Origin of the sequence: Halobacillus kuroshimensis DSM 18393 (genome assembly GCF_000425705.1) — a bacterium.
Taxonomy (GTDB): Bacteria; Bacillota; Bacilli; order Bacillales; family Halobacillaceae; genus Halobacillus; species Halobacillus kuroshimensis.
Genome location: NZ_AUDY01000014.1, coordinates 128,344 through 143,032, shown reverse-complemented (window position 1 = coordinate 143,032; position 14,689 = coordinate 128,344). Strand labels below are relative to the sequence as shown.

18 protein-coding genes are annotated in these 14,689 nt (G+C 45.2%); 3 read left to right on the top strand and 15 right to left on the bottom strand.

Annotation, left to right across the window (positions count from 1 at the left end):
* Positions 1 to 18 precede the first annotated feature (18 nt).
* Positions 19 to 438 carry a TlpA family protein disulfide reductase gene (locus H615_RS0117840; protein WP_027956412.1) on the top strand — a complete coding sequence of 140 codons (420 nt, stop codon included), beginning with the start codon at positions 19 to 21 and terminating at the stop codon, positions 436 to 438.
* Between the two features lie 134 nt (positions 439 to 572).
* Here the strand turns inward: H615_RS0117840 and H615_RS0117835 are convergent, their stop codons facing one another.
* The 8 genes from H615_RS0117835 to H615_RS0117795 form a co-directional block, all read right to left on the bottom strand.
* Positions 573 to 881 (bottom strand): thioredoxin family protein, encoded by a 309-nt coding sequence (locus tag H615_RS0117835; protein ID WP_027956411.1) that lies wholly within the window; start codon positions 879 to 881, stop codon positions 573 to 575.
* 9 nt (positions 882 to 890) lie between these two features.
* Positions 891 to 1,238: a toprim domain-containing protein gene (locus tag H615_RS0117830; RefSeq protein ID WP_027956410.1), complete on the bottom strand. Its 348-nt coding sequence runs from the start codon at positions 1,236 to 1,238 to the stop codon at positions 891 to 893.
* 128 nt (positions 1,239 to 1,366) lie between these two features.
* Complete coding sequence (gene gcvH / locus H615_RS0117825) at positions 1,367 to 1,750, bottom strand: glycine cleavage system protein GcvH (protein ID WP_027956409.1); 384 nt, start codon at positions 1,748 to 1,750, stop codon at positions 1,367 to 1,369.
* Between the two features lie 84 nt (positions 1,751 to 1,834).
* On the bottom strand, positions 1,835 to 2,194 hold the full coding sequence (locus H615_RS0117820; RefSeq protein WP_027956408.1) for an arsenate reductase family protein: 360 nt from the start codon (positions 2,192 to 2,194) through the stop codon (positions 1,835 to 1,837).
* Positions 2,195 to 2,441: 247 nt separating this feature from the next.
* A complete protein-coding gene (locus tag H615_RS0117810; RefSeq protein WP_027956406.1) occupies positions 2,442 to 4,223 on the bottom strand; it encodes an acyl-CoA dehydrogenase family protein in 1,782 nt (593 codons plus the stop codon).
* A gap of 16 nt (positions 4,224 to 4,239) precedes the next feature.
* Entirely contained in the window at positions 4,240 to 5,415 is a 1,176-nt protein-coding gene (locus H615_RS0117805) for an acetyl-CoA C-acetyltransferase (protein WP_027956405.1), read from the bottom strand.
* Positions 5,416 to 5,445: 30 nt separating this feature from the next.
* A complete protein-coding gene (locus tag H615_RS0117800) occupies positions 5,446 to 7,848 on the bottom strand; it encodes a 3-hydroxyacyl-CoA dehydrogenase/enoyl-CoA hydratase family protein (protein ID WP_027956404.1) in 2,403 nt (800 codons plus the stop codon).
* Positions 7,849 to 8,073: 225 nt separating this feature from the next.
* Entirely contained in the window at positions 8,074 to 8,991 is a 918-nt protein-coding gene (locus tag H615_RS0117795) for a proline dehydrogenase family protein (protein WP_027956403.1), read from the bottom strand.
* Positions 8,992 to 9,188: 197 nt separating this feature from the next.
* On the opposite strand from H615_RS0117795, the gene H615_RS0117790 reads away from it, so the two are divergent.
* Together H615_RS0117790 and H615_RS0117785 are read left to right on the top strand one after the other, a co-directional pair.
* On the top strand, positions 9,189 to 9,452 hold the full coding sequence (locus H615_RS0117790) for a hypothetical protein (RefSeq protein ID WP_027956402.1): 264 nt from the start codon (positions 9,189 to 9,191) through the stop codon (positions 9,450 to 9,452).
* Between the two features lie 11 nt (positions 9,453 to 9,463).
* Positions 9,464 to 9,799, top strand: a complete 336-nt coding sequence (locus H615_RS0117785; protein ID WP_027956401.1) for a spore coat protein — start codon at positions 9,464 to 9,466, stop codon at positions 9,797 to 9,799.
* Positions 9,800 to 9,959: 160 nt separating this feature from the next.
* Here the strand turns inward: H615_RS0117785 and H615_RS0117780 are convergent, their stop codons facing one another.
* The 7 genes from H615_RS0117780 to H615_RS0117750 all read right to left on the bottom strand — a co-directional run bounded on the left by H615_RS0117780 (position 9,960) and on the right by H615_RS0117750 (position 14,567).
* Positions 9,960 to 10,166 (bottom strand): cation transporter, encoded by a 207-nt coding sequence (locus tag H615_RS0117780; RefSeq protein WP_027956400.1) that lies wholly within the window; start codon positions 10,164 to 10,166, stop codon positions 9,960 to 9,962.
* Positions 10,167 to 10,255: 89 nt separating this feature from the next.
* Positions 10,256 to 11,020: an STAS domain-containing protein gene (locus H615_RS0117775; protein ID WP_027956399.1), complete on the bottom strand. Its 765-nt coding sequence runs from the start codon at positions 11,018 to 11,020 to the stop codon at positions 10,256 to 10,258.
* On the bottom strand, positions 11,007 to 11,675 hold the full coding sequence (locus H615_RS0117770; RefSeq protein WP_244877772.1) for a cobalamin B12-binding domain-containing protein: 669 nt from the start codon (positions 11,673 to 11,675) through the stop codon (positions 11,007 to 11,009). Before H615_RS0117770 ends, H615_RS0117775 begins: the two co-directional genes overlap by 14 nt.
* Positions 11,672 to 12,040, bottom strand: coding sequence for a hypothetical protein (locus tag H615_RS0117765; RefSeq protein ID WP_027956397.1), 369 nt, complete (start codon positions 12,038 to 12,040; stop codon positions 11,672 to 11,674). Before H615_RS0117765 ends, H615_RS0117770 begins: the two co-directional genes overlap by 4 nt.
* Entirely contained in the window at positions 12,037 to 12,342 is a 306-nt protein-coding gene (locus H615_RS0117760) for an antibiotic biosynthesis monooxygenase family protein (RefSeq protein ID WP_027956396.1), read from the bottom strand. The genes H615_RS0117765 and H615_RS0117760 overlap by 4 nt, the downstream gene beginning before the upstream one ends.
* 172 nt (positions 12,343 to 12,514) lie before the next feature.
* Complete coding sequence (locus H615_RS0117755) at positions 12,515 to 13,321, bottom strand: VLRF1 family aeRF1-type release factor (protein WP_027956395.1); 807 nt, start codon at positions 13,319 to 13,321, stop codon at positions 12,515 to 12,517.
* A 358-nt stretch (positions 13,322 to 13,679) separates the two neighbouring features.
* A complete protein-coding gene (locus H615_RS0117750; protein WP_027956394.1) occupies positions 13,680 to 14,567 on the bottom strand; it encodes a glycine betaine ABC transporter substrate-binding protein in 888 nt (295 codons plus the stop codon).
* Positions 14,568 to 14,689: the final 122 nt, after the last annotated feature.

Here is a 14,689-nt window from a genome sequence, read left to right as displayed (position 1 = left end):
CAGCAAGGAGATGAAGTCATGAAGGAACGTGCTCCTCAATTTGAGCTTTCTTATATAAATCAGCCCTCCACCTATCGTCTGAGCGACCATCTCGGAAAAGTGATCGTCCTGACTTTCTGGGCATCCTGGTGTCCTGACTGCGGGAGAGACTTACCTAAAAAAGAGCAGCTCTTTGAAACGATGGACAAAGAAAAAGTGGAGCTGGTTACGATAAACGTCCCGGGCCGTGAACGCAGCCCCGATGCCGGAAAGGAATATGCTGAGAAATTTCTTAACCAGCCTACATTGATTGATGATGGCCGAAGCTTATACGATACGTTTGGCTGCCAGGGCGTCCCTTCCACAATTATCATAGATCAGGAAGGCAGGGTCCACCAATCGTTCGGTGATAAAGCTTCCTTTCTGGATATTGTCAAGTCCCTGGGGGAAATTGTTTAATCATCAAAACAACGGAAGGCCTCCCACCCACTTATAACTGGTCATACAGCCGATGAATAAAACCCGTTCTTTTATTGCAGAACGGGTTTTATATCATTTTTTCATCTTGTCATTTCCCGGGGAATAAAGGCGGGTTATAGATAGGGAATAATCTTTTCATACATGTGTGGGACGGATTGAAAAGCATAGACCTTTTCAAGAACTTCTCCTTTATGGGTGATCAAGAGGCATGGAACACTTTCCACTCGATATTGTTCCATCAATGCAGGATGCAGAGAGGCATTCATTTCTGAGAATAGTGGTTTTTTATACATCTCTTCCAACGTTACCAGCATTTTGCGGGCAAGGTGGCACGTCCCACAAAAAGGACTGTGAATAAATGTCATTGTTTTTTCATCTGAGGACAGCGCTTGTGCTGCCTCTTTTTGTTCTAAATTCTGCAAAACTTCCTCCTAAATTAAATACATAGACTTCACGCTGAAATGACGGCTCAACAATGCACGTGCAAGTTCAGGCTCAGGCGTTGCCGCTACTTCCCGAAAGGCTTTATCAATATAAATATGTTCAGCGTGCGGAAGTTCCTCTGTCAGCATCTTCCGTAGTTTAAAACCGGAATCATCTTCATCCACAAGGATATAGACCGATCGTTCATCCAGGTTATGTTCAAAGATCATTTCTTCCATCCGCTCAATACCGAGCGTTCCATGAGTACAGATGATTTCGATTTTCTCATCCAGCACTTTGTTCAATTTCTTCTTATCTGTAATCCCTTCAACAATCAAAATCCGTTCTCCATCCATCTTCATCACCTACTATATAGAAACAGACCATGCCATAGGGCATGGTCTGAACATGATTAAGATCAAGCACGATCATGTCAGACAAGGAATCATCGGTCCTGCCTGTACAACGGGCTTACTTGTTTTGATTAATCTTCATCAATCATCGCTTCATATTCTTCAGAAGACATCAGCTGCTCAACTTCTGAAGAATCGCTTGGTTCAACGACAACCATCCAGGCTTTGTCATAAGGAGACTCATTCACAAATTCAGGGCTGTCTTCCAAATCTTCATTCACTTCCACAACTTTACCGCTGATTGGTGCATACAATTCGGAAACAGTTTTTACAGATTCCACACTTCCGAAAGGCTCGTCTGTTTTTAGTTCTTCTCCCACTTCAGGAAGCTCTACAAACACGATGTCCCCAAGTTCAGATTGAGCAAAGTCCGTGATTCCGACTCTGACTTTTTCTCCTTCTTCTTTCACCCATTCGTGTTCCTGAGAATAACGTAGATCTTTTGGTAAGCTCATATTCGATTACCTCCACAGTTCTTGTTTTAGTTTAATGACAGTTATAAACATAAAAGCCTTCTGCTTTTATTTCCAATGTTCTGCTCACCGGCCCCAGACGTTTTCAAATTCATCGGCTTTGAAACCAACAGTGACCTTCGTTCCATCCGTGACGATGGGCCGTTTGATGAGCATCCCGTCCGAAGCGAGCAGGCGCAGCATTTCCTCTTCATCTGCATCTTTCAGCTTTTCCTTCAGGTTTAACTCCCTATACTTCTTCCCACTGGTGTTGAAAAATTTCTTAAGCGGTCGTTCACTCCTGGCCGTGAGGTCCTTCAACTCTTCCTGTGAAGGGGGATGTTCAACAATATGTACAGATTCGTAAGGAACCCCTTCATCATCCAACCATTTTTTTGCTTTTTTACAAGTACCACAGTTTGGGTACCAGTAGAAGGTAACAGGCATATGCTCCTCCTCCTTCCAACTTGTTATGTCTTATTTTATCACAATGGAGACAATCTTTTCATTGAAAATTACTTTTCCCTCCAATTCCTTTTTCATTCTTTTACAGCCTTTCTTCTTTTTATTCAAAAGCCTCCAAGAGCACCCTTTCACCTGGAAACTTGGATGTCCCCGTGGGAAAAAAACTGCCGGATTCCTTCCTCTCTACATGCCAAAAGCCCGCACTTGAAAGTGCGGGCTGATCAATGATTTATACGTAATACTTTTCTGACTCAATTAACCCCTGGGCAATTTCCCGCTTCTTCGGAATGACATTCGTCGGTGTATGACGTGTCAGTTTGCGAAGGGCACCAAGCATCATACGCAGAGAGTCGCCGGTTTCAGACGCAATCAACGTTTCTTTCGCATGGGCCTCGATTCTGTTAAAGGCTTCCTGTACATACACCTGCGTGTAGAGGAGCTTCTGCTTATTCTTCTCTTCACCAGAACGATTGATGGCTTTCTCCGTTCGAAGGAGGGCTGATTCCATGTTATAGATTTCACCGACCATATCAGCGATATTGACGAGCACTTCCTGTTCTTTATCCAGCTTTTCTCCGTACTTCTGTGCGGCAAGGCCGGCGGCAAGAAGTCCGATTTTCTTAGCATTTTTAACTAGATACTTCTCCTGCTCCAATGGCTCCAAACCAGGTTCTTCCGGCATCATCATCATGATTTCCTCCTGGAGCGTCTGGGCTTTTTGAAGGAGAGGAAGTTCCCCTTTCATCGCTTTTTTAAGCAGTGTACCCGGGACAATCATCCGGTTGATTTCATTCGTTCCTTCAAAAATACGGTTGATCCGGGAATCGCGATACATTCTTTCCACTTCGTATTCCGCCATGAAACCGTAACCCCCGTGGATTTGTACGGCTTCATCGGAAGCAAAGTCGAGCAGTTCGGTACCGAACACTTTATTCAAGGAGCATTCAATCGCATATTCAGCGATAACCTTCGCAACAGCAGCCCCGTCTTTCAGCTCTTCATCAGTTAGTTTGCCCATGCTCTGTTCAAACAGCCCGACGGTCCGGTAAACGGAACTTTCATTGGCATACGTATTTGCGGCAACCGAACCAATTTTCTCCTGGATCAATGGGAACTGTGCAATCGGAGTTTTAAACTGTTTTCTTTCTTTGGCGTATTTTACAGACAGTTCAATCGCCCGTTTCGCTCCGCCAACACCACCGATGGCCAGCTTGTAACGACCAACATTCAGAATGTTAAAGGCAATGACATGGCCTTTTCCAATATCCCCAAGGACGTTTTCCACTGGAACTTCAGCATCTTCAAGAATCAATGTACGGGTGGAAGAACTCTTAATTCCCATTTTCTTTTCTTCCGGACCTGTAGATACACCTGGATACTCTCTTTCTACAATAAATGCTGTGAATTTGTCTCCATCAATCTTGGCATACACAACAAATACATCAGCAAAGGCAGAGTTGGTAATCCACTGTTTTTCCCCGTTCAAAATATAATGGGTGCCCGCTTCATTAAGCTTAGCCGTTGTTTTAGCTCCAAGAGCATCAGACCCTGATCCCGGCTCTGTCAGGGCATAAGCGGCAATCTTTTCACCTGTAGCGAGTACAGGAAGGTATTTATTTTTCTGATCATGGTTCCCGAAGAATACAATAGGAAGAGACCCGATTCCAACGTGCGCACCATGAGTGACAGAAAACCCACCGGCACGGGAGAACTTCTCTGTAATTAAGGATGAACTGATTTTATCCAGCTGGAGGCCGCCATATTCTTCAGGCACATCGGCGCCGAGCAGTCCGAGATCGCCCGCTTTCTTCAAAAGAGCGACAGAATGTTCAAACTCATGGTTTTCCAGGTTCTCAATCTTTGGAACAACTTCACCAAGAACAAAATCTTCAGCCGTCTTGGCAATCATCAAATGTTCATCCGTAAAATCCTCCGGGGTAATGACCTGATCGGCCGTTACATCCTCGACAATAAATCCGCCACCTTTAATCATCTCTTTTAATTCACTCATTGGTTGTGCCTCCCCATTAGATTAATTCAAATACCCCGGCAGCACCCATACCGCCGCCGATACACATCGTTACGACACCAAATTGCTCGTTTCTTCTCTTCATTTCATGAATAAGACTCAGCGTCAATTTCGTCCCCGTACAGCCCAGCGGATGACCAAGGGCAATCGCTCCTCCATTGACATTGACTTTTTCAGGATCCAGACCCAGCTCACGGATGACGCGCAGCGACTGTGAAGCAAACGCTTCATTCAGTTCAAATAAACCAATATCCTGGATGGACAACCCTGCCATTCTCAATGCTTTAGGCACCGCTTCAATAGGGCCGACCCCCATAATTTCCGGTTCTACACCTGCGACAGCAAAAGATCGGAATTTCACGAGTGGCTGGAGGCCCTCCGACTTCGCCTTCTCATGATCCATTACCAGAACGGATGCAGCGCCGTCGCTCATCTGTGAAGAGTTTCCTGCTGTCACGGAACCTCTGGTAGAAAATGCCGGCTTCAGCTTTGCGAGTATTTCCTGTCTCGTGCCGGGACGGACTCCTTCGTCGACTGCAAACATCGTTTTCGTTTCCTTCACTTTGTGATCAGCACCAAGTTCTCGGTTTGTCACTTCCACCGGTACGATTTCGTCCTCGAATTTCCCTTCCTGAATCGCCCGTGCCGCACGTTCATGACTCTGAACAGCAAAAGCATCCTGGTCTTCTCTTGAGATTCCGAAGCGGCCGGCTACCTCTTCAGCGGTATGACCCATGGACATGTAATATTCAGGAGCCTGCTCCACCAATTCAATATTCGGCTTGATCACGTGCCCACCCATAGGAATCAGACTCATCGATTCGGCTCCTCCCGCAAGTGCGGTGTCACTTTGTCCGAGCATAATTTTTTCAGCGGCGTAGGCGATACTCTGAAGACCTGAAGAACAGTATCGGTTTATCGTAATCGCAGGAACTTTATGATGCAGTCCTGCCAGACCTGAAATATTGCGGGCCATGTTCATCCCCTGCTCAGCTTCAGGCATGGCGCATCCGATAATGACATCATCAATATTCCCTTCATATCCTCCGGCTCTTTTTAAAGTTTCTTTTATCGTTAAAGCGGCCAGATCATCCGGTCTCGTATGAGCGAGTGCGCCTTTTTTAGCGCGGCCCACCGGTGTTCTTGCTCCCGCTACAATCACTGCTTCTTTCAATGTATGTCCCCTCCTCTATGTCCTCTCCTTTTAGTTACGGAGCGGTTTTCCTTTCATAAGCATGTGCTGCATACGAGCCTGTGACTTCGGCTCACCAATCAGGCTGAGGAACGCCTCTCTCTCCAAGTCAAGCAAATACTGCTCATCAACGAGTGTCCCCTGTTTCAATCGTCCGCCAGCCAGTACAAAGGCCAGCTTTTCAGCAATTTTCATGTCATGCTCACTTGCGTATCCGCTTAAAACGAGAGACTTCGCCCCAAGAATCATTGTAGCCAGCCCTTGTTCTCCTGTGACGGGGACCTTCGTCCGCTTTGGTGCTTTGTATCCAGAACCGGCCAGACCAAGAACCTTCTGCTTAGCATCATGCAGCAAATGATCTCCGTTCGTACTTACTGCATCTCTTTGATCTAAAAATCCGTTTTCAAGAGCTTCTTCTCCAGAAGTAGATACTTTAGCCATCGCAATTTTTTCAAAGACACTGACGGCCGCCTTTTGAAGGTCAACCTCCACACCCTCAGGGATATTCCGCAGGTGTTTGATATACAGCTCCTTGTTACCACCACCGCCGGGGATCAGCCCGACTCCTGTTTCCACAAGACCCATGTACGTCTCTGGAGAGGCTTGAATCGCAGCAGACGGAAGGCAGACTTCCGCTCCTCCGCCAAGCGTCATTCCAAATGGTGCTGCAACGACCGGCTTATCAGAATACTTCAGTTTCATCATGCTGTCCTGGAAGTTCTTTACGACCATTTCAATCTCAAAGAAATTGTAATCCTGAGCCTCCATCAGCATCATGCCGAGGTTGGCACCAACACAGAAGTTCTTCGCCTGGTTGCCGACGACGAGGCCGTGCCAGTCATTCTCATCTACGTAATCCACAGCGAAGTTCATCATCTGTACAATATCCAGCCCTATCGCATTGCTTCGGGAATGGAATTCGAGAGCAGCGACTCCATCACCTAAGTCAATGAGGCTCGCACCCGCATTTTTCTTAATCACATCTGTTTTCTCTTTCAGACGCTTCAAATTGATTTGTTTTTTATTAAAGACCTTCTCTTTGTACTCCCCATTGTGGTAGTAGTAAACGTTTCCATTTTCATGTTTATAAAAGGAAGGATTCTTATGATCGACCAGTTGCTCCACCCATGAAGGAACCGTTTCCCCTTCGGCCTTCATCCGTTCAACGGAGGATTCAACACCAACAGCGTCCCATATTTCGAATGGACCTGCTTCCCAGCCGAAACCCCACTTCATGGCATCGTCAATAGCAGAAATATCATCAGCTATTTCTCCTGCCAATTCTCCTGAATACAGAAGCACCGGTTTGATGATGGACCAGATCAAGTCACCGGCACGATCTCCTTCTGCCTGAACAAGGGTTTTGAGCTTGCGGTGCAGGCCTTTCTCTTGTTTGGCTGCTTCTGTTGCTTTTGTTTTTAATTTTCCACGCGGCTCATAATCAAGCGTTTCAGGATTCAACTGAAGAATCTCGCTGCCTTCTGCTGTTTTATTCTTCAGGAAGAATCCTTGACCGCTTTTTGATCCGAGCCATCCTTTTTCAAGCATCGCTGTCATGAATCCAGGAACTTCAAAGGCTTTCTTCTCTTTACCTTCCACCTGTTCATAAACATTGTTGGCGACATGGATAAAGGTATCCAGACCTACAACATCAAGCGTACGGAAGGTTGCGCTTTTCGGCCGGCCGATCAATGGACCAGTAACCGAATCCACTTCTCCGACCGAGTACCCTTTTTCAAGCATTTTCTGAACGGTGATGAGGAGGCCGTACGTACCGATACGATTGGCAATAAAGTTCGGTGTATCCTTGGCTTCCACCACACCTTTACCAAGCACATCCTCACCAAACGTCTTCATAAACGAAAGGACGCCCGGGTCCGTCGAAGCTGTCGGAATAACCTCCAGCAGCTTCAAGTAACGCGGCGGGTTGAAGAAATGCGTCCCGAGAAAATGCTTCTTAAAATCATCGCTGCAGTCTGCAGACATGGCCTCAATGGAAATGCCTGATGTATTGGAGCTTACAATCGAACCGGGCTTACGGTATTGATCTACTTCTGCGAGCACTTTCTTTTTGATATCCAGGTTTTCGACAACGACTTCGATGATCCAGTCGACCTCGCCCAGACGGCTCATATCATCGGTAAAGTTGCCCGTTTCGATCAAATCGAGATTTTTTTTACTTGTCAGCGGGGACGGCTTCTGCTTTAGAAGCGCTCTCTTATTCTCAGCGGCTATACGATTTCGTACCGCTGGATGTTCGATCGTCAACCCTTTACTCTTTTCCTGTTCGGATAATTCCCGGGGTGCGATGTCCATCATCAGCACAGGGATTCCTGTGTTGGCCAGGTGGGCAGCAATGCCGGCCCCCATCACCCCTGAGCCTAAAACTGCAGCCCGTTTAATTTTTTGATTCATCATTTCTCCCCCTATCTCTTTGAATGAATACTCATTCATTTTACGGTCAAAAAAATATAGTGCTGATCCGGTATCTATGTCTAATATAAAATATATTCAGACATTTCGCAATCCTTTTCTCCATAAATCTTAAAAATTCTTCCAAGTCCATTTCGTTATGTTAGTGTATGAGCGTTCGGCCGGTTTTGATTAAAAAAAGGAAAGACGGTGGGGGACAGCCCTTCCTCATCTGCCAAATACTCCTTTTAGCACGAAAGCGACGTTTGCCGGCCGTTCTGCGAGACGGCGCATGAAGTATCCATACCAATCATTCCCATAAGGTACATACACACGCATTTTATAACCTTCCTCCACCAGTTCTTTCTGACGTTCCACTCGAATTCCGTACAGCATTTGAAATTCGAACTGATCCTTTGATATGCCTCCATCCTCCACCAATTTCTTTGTATACTCGATCATTTCATCATCATGGGTAGCTACTGCTGTATAATGGCCATTCATCAAGTGGATCCGGATAATTTTCTTTAAGTTGTCATCCACGTCTTTCTTATCGGGGAAAGCCACTTTGGCGGATTCCTTATAGGCTCCTTTCACAAGTCTCAGATTCGGGGAATACTCATCCAGTGATTCTATATCTTCGACCGTCCGGTATAAATACGACTGGAGGACGGTTCCAATATGGTCATACTCCTCCCTCAACTGCTTGAAAATCTTCAGAGTTCTGCCGCAGCGTTCGTAATCTTCCATATCAATGGTCACAAACACATCATTTTTTTCTGCCGCACCAAGGATCTTCCTCATGTTCTCCATCACAAGCGATTCGGAAATATCCAGCCCCATGGACGTCAGTTTAAGGGAAAGTTGTGAATCCAAATGATATTCTGCTATGGCTTCAATCGCAGCGATACACCCCTCCGCTGCTTCTCTGGCTTCTGCCTCACTGTCAATGAACTCGCCAAGGTGGTCAATCGTGACTGCCATACCCTGGTCATTCAAAATCCGGATGGTTCTCACAGCATCAGGTACAGAAACACCAGCGACAAACTTACCGGCACCAAAACGGAGTCCATATTTTTTCGCAAGCTTTGTAAAGAAACGGTTTTTCGATAAAAAAAGAAAGAAATTGCGCATCACCTTTTCCATCATTAAGCCCCCTGACTGATGGTGAGTAGAACATTTATAATTTTTAGAAATGTAAACGTTTGTGATTCTATTTTATCATTTTTCTTAAAAAAGGGTGAATATTTTCATCTCATATTCGACAAATAAACCCCATCTTTCGTTTATACTTCATCCTCAAACAGCCATACTAACAGGGAAAACATAAAGGAGGGAGTTCCATGCAGCAGAACCCAGCAACCGGGTCCATGCAGGGCGCACAGCCGATGGCTCAGGCCCCTGATGTTGTGACCATAAAAGATCAACTATACCTTGCAGACATGCTTTCCTGGAATTTAAATGCTTGTAAAAAAGCTCATTTTTTCGCTCAAAATTGTCAAACCCCCGAAATCCAGGCGGCGCTGGACGAAGCCGGCCAAATGCACCAGCGTCACTACAATAAAATCCTGGAGCACTTGAATACACAAGCCAATAAACCGAATTGAGGAGGTCCGTTATGAATCCGAACCAACCACAAAAAATTCAAAACCCTGAAACGACTGTACCACAGACACCGCAGATGAATGAGCGGGATTTCGTTAACGATCTTCTGGCTACGGAGAAGTACATGACATCGTCGTACAGCACAGCATTGAATGAGGCGAGTAACCAAGCAATTTATCAGGATCTGGCAACCATCTTCAAGGAAACACAGGACTGTCAGAGAAACCTGTATAACCTCATGTTCAAACATGGATGGTATGCTCTGGAGCAGGAAGAGAACCAAAAGCTTGACCAGGCCTACCAGAAATTTTCCGGTTATCAAACACAGCTTCCCTATACAGTGCAGTAAGAAAAGCCCGGGACCCCGGGCTTTTCTTACTGTTGAGTCCGTGAGTAAGGTGGCTTACGTCCATCATCCCGTCTCCCTATCCTGCTCTGAATCCATAAAAAAAGCTGTCGAGAACCTTCTCGACAGCTTGAATAGGCCTGGAAAGCCAGGACCTTTATCGTTATCCAACTACCTCATACCCTTGGGCATGGATGGATTCTTTAATTAGATTTTTACCGACATAGGCTTCGTCGTACACCACATTGACCTTACCACTGTCGAGATGAACCTCTGCTCCGTGCACACCTTCAAGATTTTCAACTGTATCTTTAACCGTTTTCTGGCAGTGCCCACATGTCATACCGTTCACTTCAAGCGTCATTTCCATTACAAAACACCCTTTCTATTTTCTCGTTTACTTTATCTATTCCACATTGGAAAAGGGGAATAAACCGGAAATCAGCAGAAAGCAGCGTTTTACTGCACACAGTATTTGTAAATGGCCTGTTGAAGGGAATGAAGATAAGAAACTTCAATAGGAAAACGGATATTCTGGAGTTTTGGAACCTGTTCAGGCCGTACTCCTGTAATGACAACGGAGGCTCCCATATAAAATAAGGAAGCGGTCAAACTTTTCAAAGCCTGGGCTCCGTCTTTCGGAATATCTCCAACGGCAGTAAAATCCAGCAGCACCCGTTCAATACCACCTTGATTGATCCTTTGAAGCAGCGGTTCTTCGACGACATCCATTTTATCCAGGGATAAATCACCGAACAAAGGGATCAACGCCGTTTCCTCTGTAAGAGTAATAAAAGGAGCCGAAAGACGGTTGTTCAGCTCCAACGCTTCCTCCAGTTTTTCTTTTTCCTCAAGGAGTTGAAAGTTCGTATCATTCAGGCGGGCGCGCAGTTGATTCATCATCGTTGTGACACGCTCCATCTGGTCATCCTTCAATATGAGCAGAACTTCTGCATAAAGGTCATTACTCCATTTGACGTGCAGATCACACGTTACGGGGTTACTTGCTTTTCCAAAAGGCTTCAGCTGGGCTTCCAGTGTTACCTTTTTCACTTCCGGATGGATCCATTTTTTCAGTTTGGAAAGACTGCCTTCATCAAATAAGTCCAGGAAGTTCTGCGGGATGACAAAGCTGTCTTCTGCTTCCTTGGAATAAGATTGCAGCATGAAATTTTTGTTGATTGTAAAAACGGGCAGAGGAAAAGAATGGTCAACTCGTTTCATTGATGGATTCTTCCCTTCCTTCTTTAAACCAATGCGTCAGATGTCCGATATTTTTAATCACCATAACCTGGTCGGATTCAAACTCCGACAAGTCAAATTTATAAGCAAGACGGCCCCCGATCATGATGGTCGGCTTCCACTCCAGCTGGGTGAAGGCCTCGATGGATTTCTTTATGGCAGGAATACGGTAGGACAAAGCCGCTGATATTCCTATTACATCGGGCTGGAATTTTCTAATTTGTAACATGGAATGTTCCATTGGAAGATCCGGCCCTAAATAACGGACCCGCCAGCCATGTTCTTTAAAAGTGTCGGCGACCATTTTCAGCCCGATATAATGCTGCTCCTCTTCCACTCCGAAGAGAAGGACCTTATAACTTTGCTGCTGCCGGCGTTTAGGAACCTCGTGATCAGACTCGATTTTTGAAAGAACAAAATCACATATGGCTGTAGCCAGATGCTCATCCGCAACCGATATTTCATTATTCTCCCACAGCTTCCCCACGTGGTACATTGCCGGAGTGATCAGGTTTTCAAACACGTAGGCTCTTGGATGATTCTCCAGGAGACGATACGTGTAGTTCAATGCCTTCTCTTCATCTCCACTCAAAAAAACTTGAGCGAGTTGTTCATGATGCAGATCCAAAATAGTCACCTCTCGTTCAGAGTATGAAGTCGTTTGAGAGCCTGTTCTAAATAGACGATGAACATCCGCTTCTCGTCCTCATCCACAAGAGACTGTCCATCGAGCAGTCGGACGAGCCGCTGAAAATTATCAATAATCAGTCCGGTCGGCACGTTTCTGGATGTCAATACATTGTTGAGCCAGTCCGTATAGTCCATAAAAAAGTCTACACTTCTCATCTCGTAAGCCGCAGCCAGATGGTCCAAATGATGATGATTGTCTTCTTCGGTCCGGTCTCTCCCGTTTTGGCCGAATTTTTCCCAAAGGTAAGGATAGGCTTCATAGATTTCTTCTGTTACGGTCCGGACAAGGTGGGCCTGCTCCGTGTGATTCATGTTGCCACCACCTCATACTTCTTCACTATTGGAACAATTCCCTTCAAATCTTCGTCAGGGTACTGTTTTTCAAGCTCATGAATTTTCTTGAACTGCTCACTTCTTGCCCAATTCAAATAAGCTTGTTTAGATTCCCACTCCAAGTGAACCGTCAACTCTCCCGGCTTCCGATCGTTTTGGAGAAGCTGAAAAGATAAAAATCCCTCTGCTTCATCTACGAGGCGAGAGCGATTCCGATAAATCTGAATGAGATCATCAGCTTTGTGTTCCGGCACCACTACAGTGGAGTCTACAACAAACATGTTCATTTCCCCAATCTCATTTATTTTCGCTGTATACTATTTTACCATAGCCTTTGAAAATCTGTATAATGGTAAGATTAAACGTGCCTGTGCCGGCCCATATTCAGTTTGGATGGTATGTATAAAATGACACATGAAAAAGCACCGGTCTCCCCGGTGCTTTTGTAAGAAATTATTGGACAACCTCATCGAGCACATGCATTTCTTCATGGTCCAGAAGGTTTTTGTTAATCATGTCTTCAGCTTCCTTGTTCATATGGTCCTGAAGGTCTTTCAATTCTTCCTTGTCACCAACGAGGTAGAAGCGCTCCCAGCCGTATTGTTTAGCGGCGCGGTCAATTTTTGGAGCTACGCTCTTATACCAACGGTAACGATTGGCTTCGAAGCGCTCTTCAAACTGATCCTGCTTCGAATTCTTCGCTCCTCCTGAACCCATGGACGCCTGGGCTCTGTCAGGCCCTTGATGCATGCGCCAATCCTCTGTATTCAGGTCAAGCTCAAACAATTGTGTATCCTTCAACGTTCCCAGTTCAGCATCCAGCAGTTTAATCTGGTTTTTCTGAGTCAGGACGACACCCGTTTTCGGGAATTTCTGCTGCATTTCCTTCAGCTGATCCAACACTGGAGCTTCCTCCCAGTAGAATTCAGTCTTAACCGGCATCTGGAACCTTTCAGCAAACCAGACCGTATCATCACCTGTAGCAAACAATACGACACTTTTTGCAAAATGCTGCTCGTTTTCTTCTATGAAGGTTTCAACCTTTTCTTTGACTGCCCAGTAGTTTCTTTTTTCATCTGAGTCCCCATCTTCCTGCAGATAGGATTCAAAGTTGTTCAGTCCATTCTTCAAATGAATTTTCCATTCGCCGCCTTGTTGATCAGGGTCGGATGGATCTGTATTCAAGTACATCGTAAATACTTTTTGTGGCTTTTCTAAGTGAATATGCTCTAATTTCTCTAATTCTTTGTTTAAATCCATAATTCAGCGACTCCTTTCAATAGTTCAACTAGCTATATTGTCTATGTTTCCTGAAAGATGAGCGCTTAAACTTCTTTTCTGCATGCAAGCTGCTTCTTCAATCCATCCAGCTGGTCTGCGAACTGTTTTGTCTCCTGTTCGGTGAGGTCTATCCCTCCGTAAGGAAGCAGGAAGGCTTGGATTCCCCAGCCATACCTACGAATCCGCAGGAGCGTGGTTCCGACGGGTAACCCATATCTATTTTAAACAAGAAACGATCCAGCTGAGCTTCCGGCAGCGGAAAAGTCCCCTAAAAAAAAGCTGCCGATAGGATAATCGGCAGCCGGGAGATCCGCCCGAGGGGCAGTTCTATTCCTATTTATTCTTCTGTCCATTCATTTACGAGATCCTGATGCTCATCCAACCATTGACGGGCACCTTCTTCCTCAGAATCCGCTTCATTTATGGAAGCCATGAGACTTCCAAGCTGATTGTCATCAAGCTTGAAGCTGTCCCACCATTTCACCACTTCTGGATGGTCCTCTTTCAACCCAAGTCTTGCAGCATAGGAAATATTTTCAGAGTCCCCATAAACATTTTTCGTATCTTCCAGAATCTTCACATCCATTTCTGCAAAGACCCAGTGCGGCTTCCAAAGTGTCGCTACAATCGGCTCTTCATCAGCCATGGCATTTTTCAGTTCTGTAATCATTGTCGGCTCTCCAGAAGAAAGCAGGGAATAGTCCAAGTCGTATTCTTTAATGGCTTCCTCCGTCAAATTCATAATGCTTGCTCCGGCAGAAATCCCTACAATCTGATTGTCGGAAAACTGATCTGTGCTTTTCAGATCCTCTATAGTATTGATATCTTCCATATAAGCCGGGACAGCCAAACCAAGTTCCGTTCCCTCATACCATGTCTCGCGCCAATCGATCTCATCTTCATATTTTTCATAAAAAGGCTGGTCTGTATTCGGAAGCCAGATTTCTGTTCCAATGTCGAGGTCACCACTTGCTAGTGCTTCATATAAAAAGCCTTTTTCAACCTGTTCCAGTTCCACCGTATATCCTTTATCTTCAAGAATAAGCTTCCACATGTTTGATACAGCCACATTCTCAGCCCAGTTATTCATTCCAATATGTATTGTACCTTTATCATCATCACTGCCTGCTTCTGTGACGCTTTCCTCTGTGGATTCTCCACAGGCCGTCAATACGATCAAACCGGCCATTAGAAAAACGGGCAGCCACTTTTTCCACTGTTTCATACGAACGCCTCCTTTAAAACATTCATTCATTCCTTATGAATTTCACTCACAATTTTGAATTATACCATAAACATAATTAAGTTCAAACAATTTATTCTGTATAAATAATATATACAAAAACA

Coding starts and splice junctions, on each gene's coding strand:
- H615_RS0117840 (WP_027956412.1), top strand. CDS start 19: ATGAAGGAACGTGCTCCTCAATTTGAGCTTTCTTATATAAATCAGCCC.
- H615_RS0117830 (WP_027956410.1), bottom strand. CDS start 1,238: ATGGATGGAGAACGGATTTTGATTGTTGAAGGGATTACAGATAAGAAG.
- gcvH (WP_027956409.1), bottom strand. CDS start 1,750: ATGAGCTTACCAAAAGATCTACGTTATTCTCAGGAACACGAATGGGTG.
- H615_RS0117820 (WP_027956408.1), bottom strand. CDS start 2,194: ATGCCTGTTACCTTCTACTGGTACCCAAACTGTGGTACTTGTAAAAAA.
- H615_RS0117810 (WP_027956406.1), bottom strand. CDS start 4,223: ATGAGTGAATTAAAAGAGATGATTAAAGGTGGCGGATTTATTGTCGAG.
- H615_RS0117800 (WP_027956404.1), bottom strand. CDS start 7,848: ATGAATCAAAAAATTAAACGGGCTGCAGTTTTAGGCTCAGGGGTGATG.
- H615_RS0117795 (WP_027956403.1), bottom strand. CDS start 8,991: ATGGAAAAGGTGATGCGCAATTTCTTTCTTTTTTTATCGAAAAACCGT.
- H615_RS0117790 (WP_027956402.1), top strand. CDS start 9,189: ATGCAGCAGAACCCAGCAACCGGGTCCATGCAGGGCGCACAGCCGATG.
- H615_RS0117785 (WP_027956401.1), top strand. CDS start 9,464: ATGAATCCGAACCAACCACAAAAAATTCAAAACCCTGAAACGACTGTA.
- H615_RS0117780 (WP_027956400.1), bottom strand. CDS start 10,166: ATGGAAATGACGCTTGAAGTGAACGGTATGACATGTGGGCACTGCCAG.
- H615_RS0117775 (WP_027956399.1), bottom strand. CDS start 11,020: ATGAAACGAGTTGACCATTCTTTTCCTCTGCCCGTTTTTACAATCAAC.
- H615_RS0117765 (WP_027956397.1), bottom strand. CDS start 12,040: ATGAATCACACGGAGCAGGCCCACCTTGTCCGGACCGTAACAGAAGAA.
- H615_RS0117760 (WP_027956396.1), bottom strand. CDS start 12,342: ATGTTTGTTGTAGACTCCACTGTAGTGGTGCCGGAACACAAAGCTGAT.
- H615_RS0117755 (WP_027956395.1), bottom strand. CDS start 13,321: ATGGATTTAAACAAAGAATTAGAGAAATTAGAGCATATTCACTTAGAA.
- H615_RS0117750 (WP_027956394.1), bottom strand. CDS start 14,567: ATGAAACAGTGGAAAAAGTGGCTGCCCGTTTTTCTAATGGCCGGTTTG.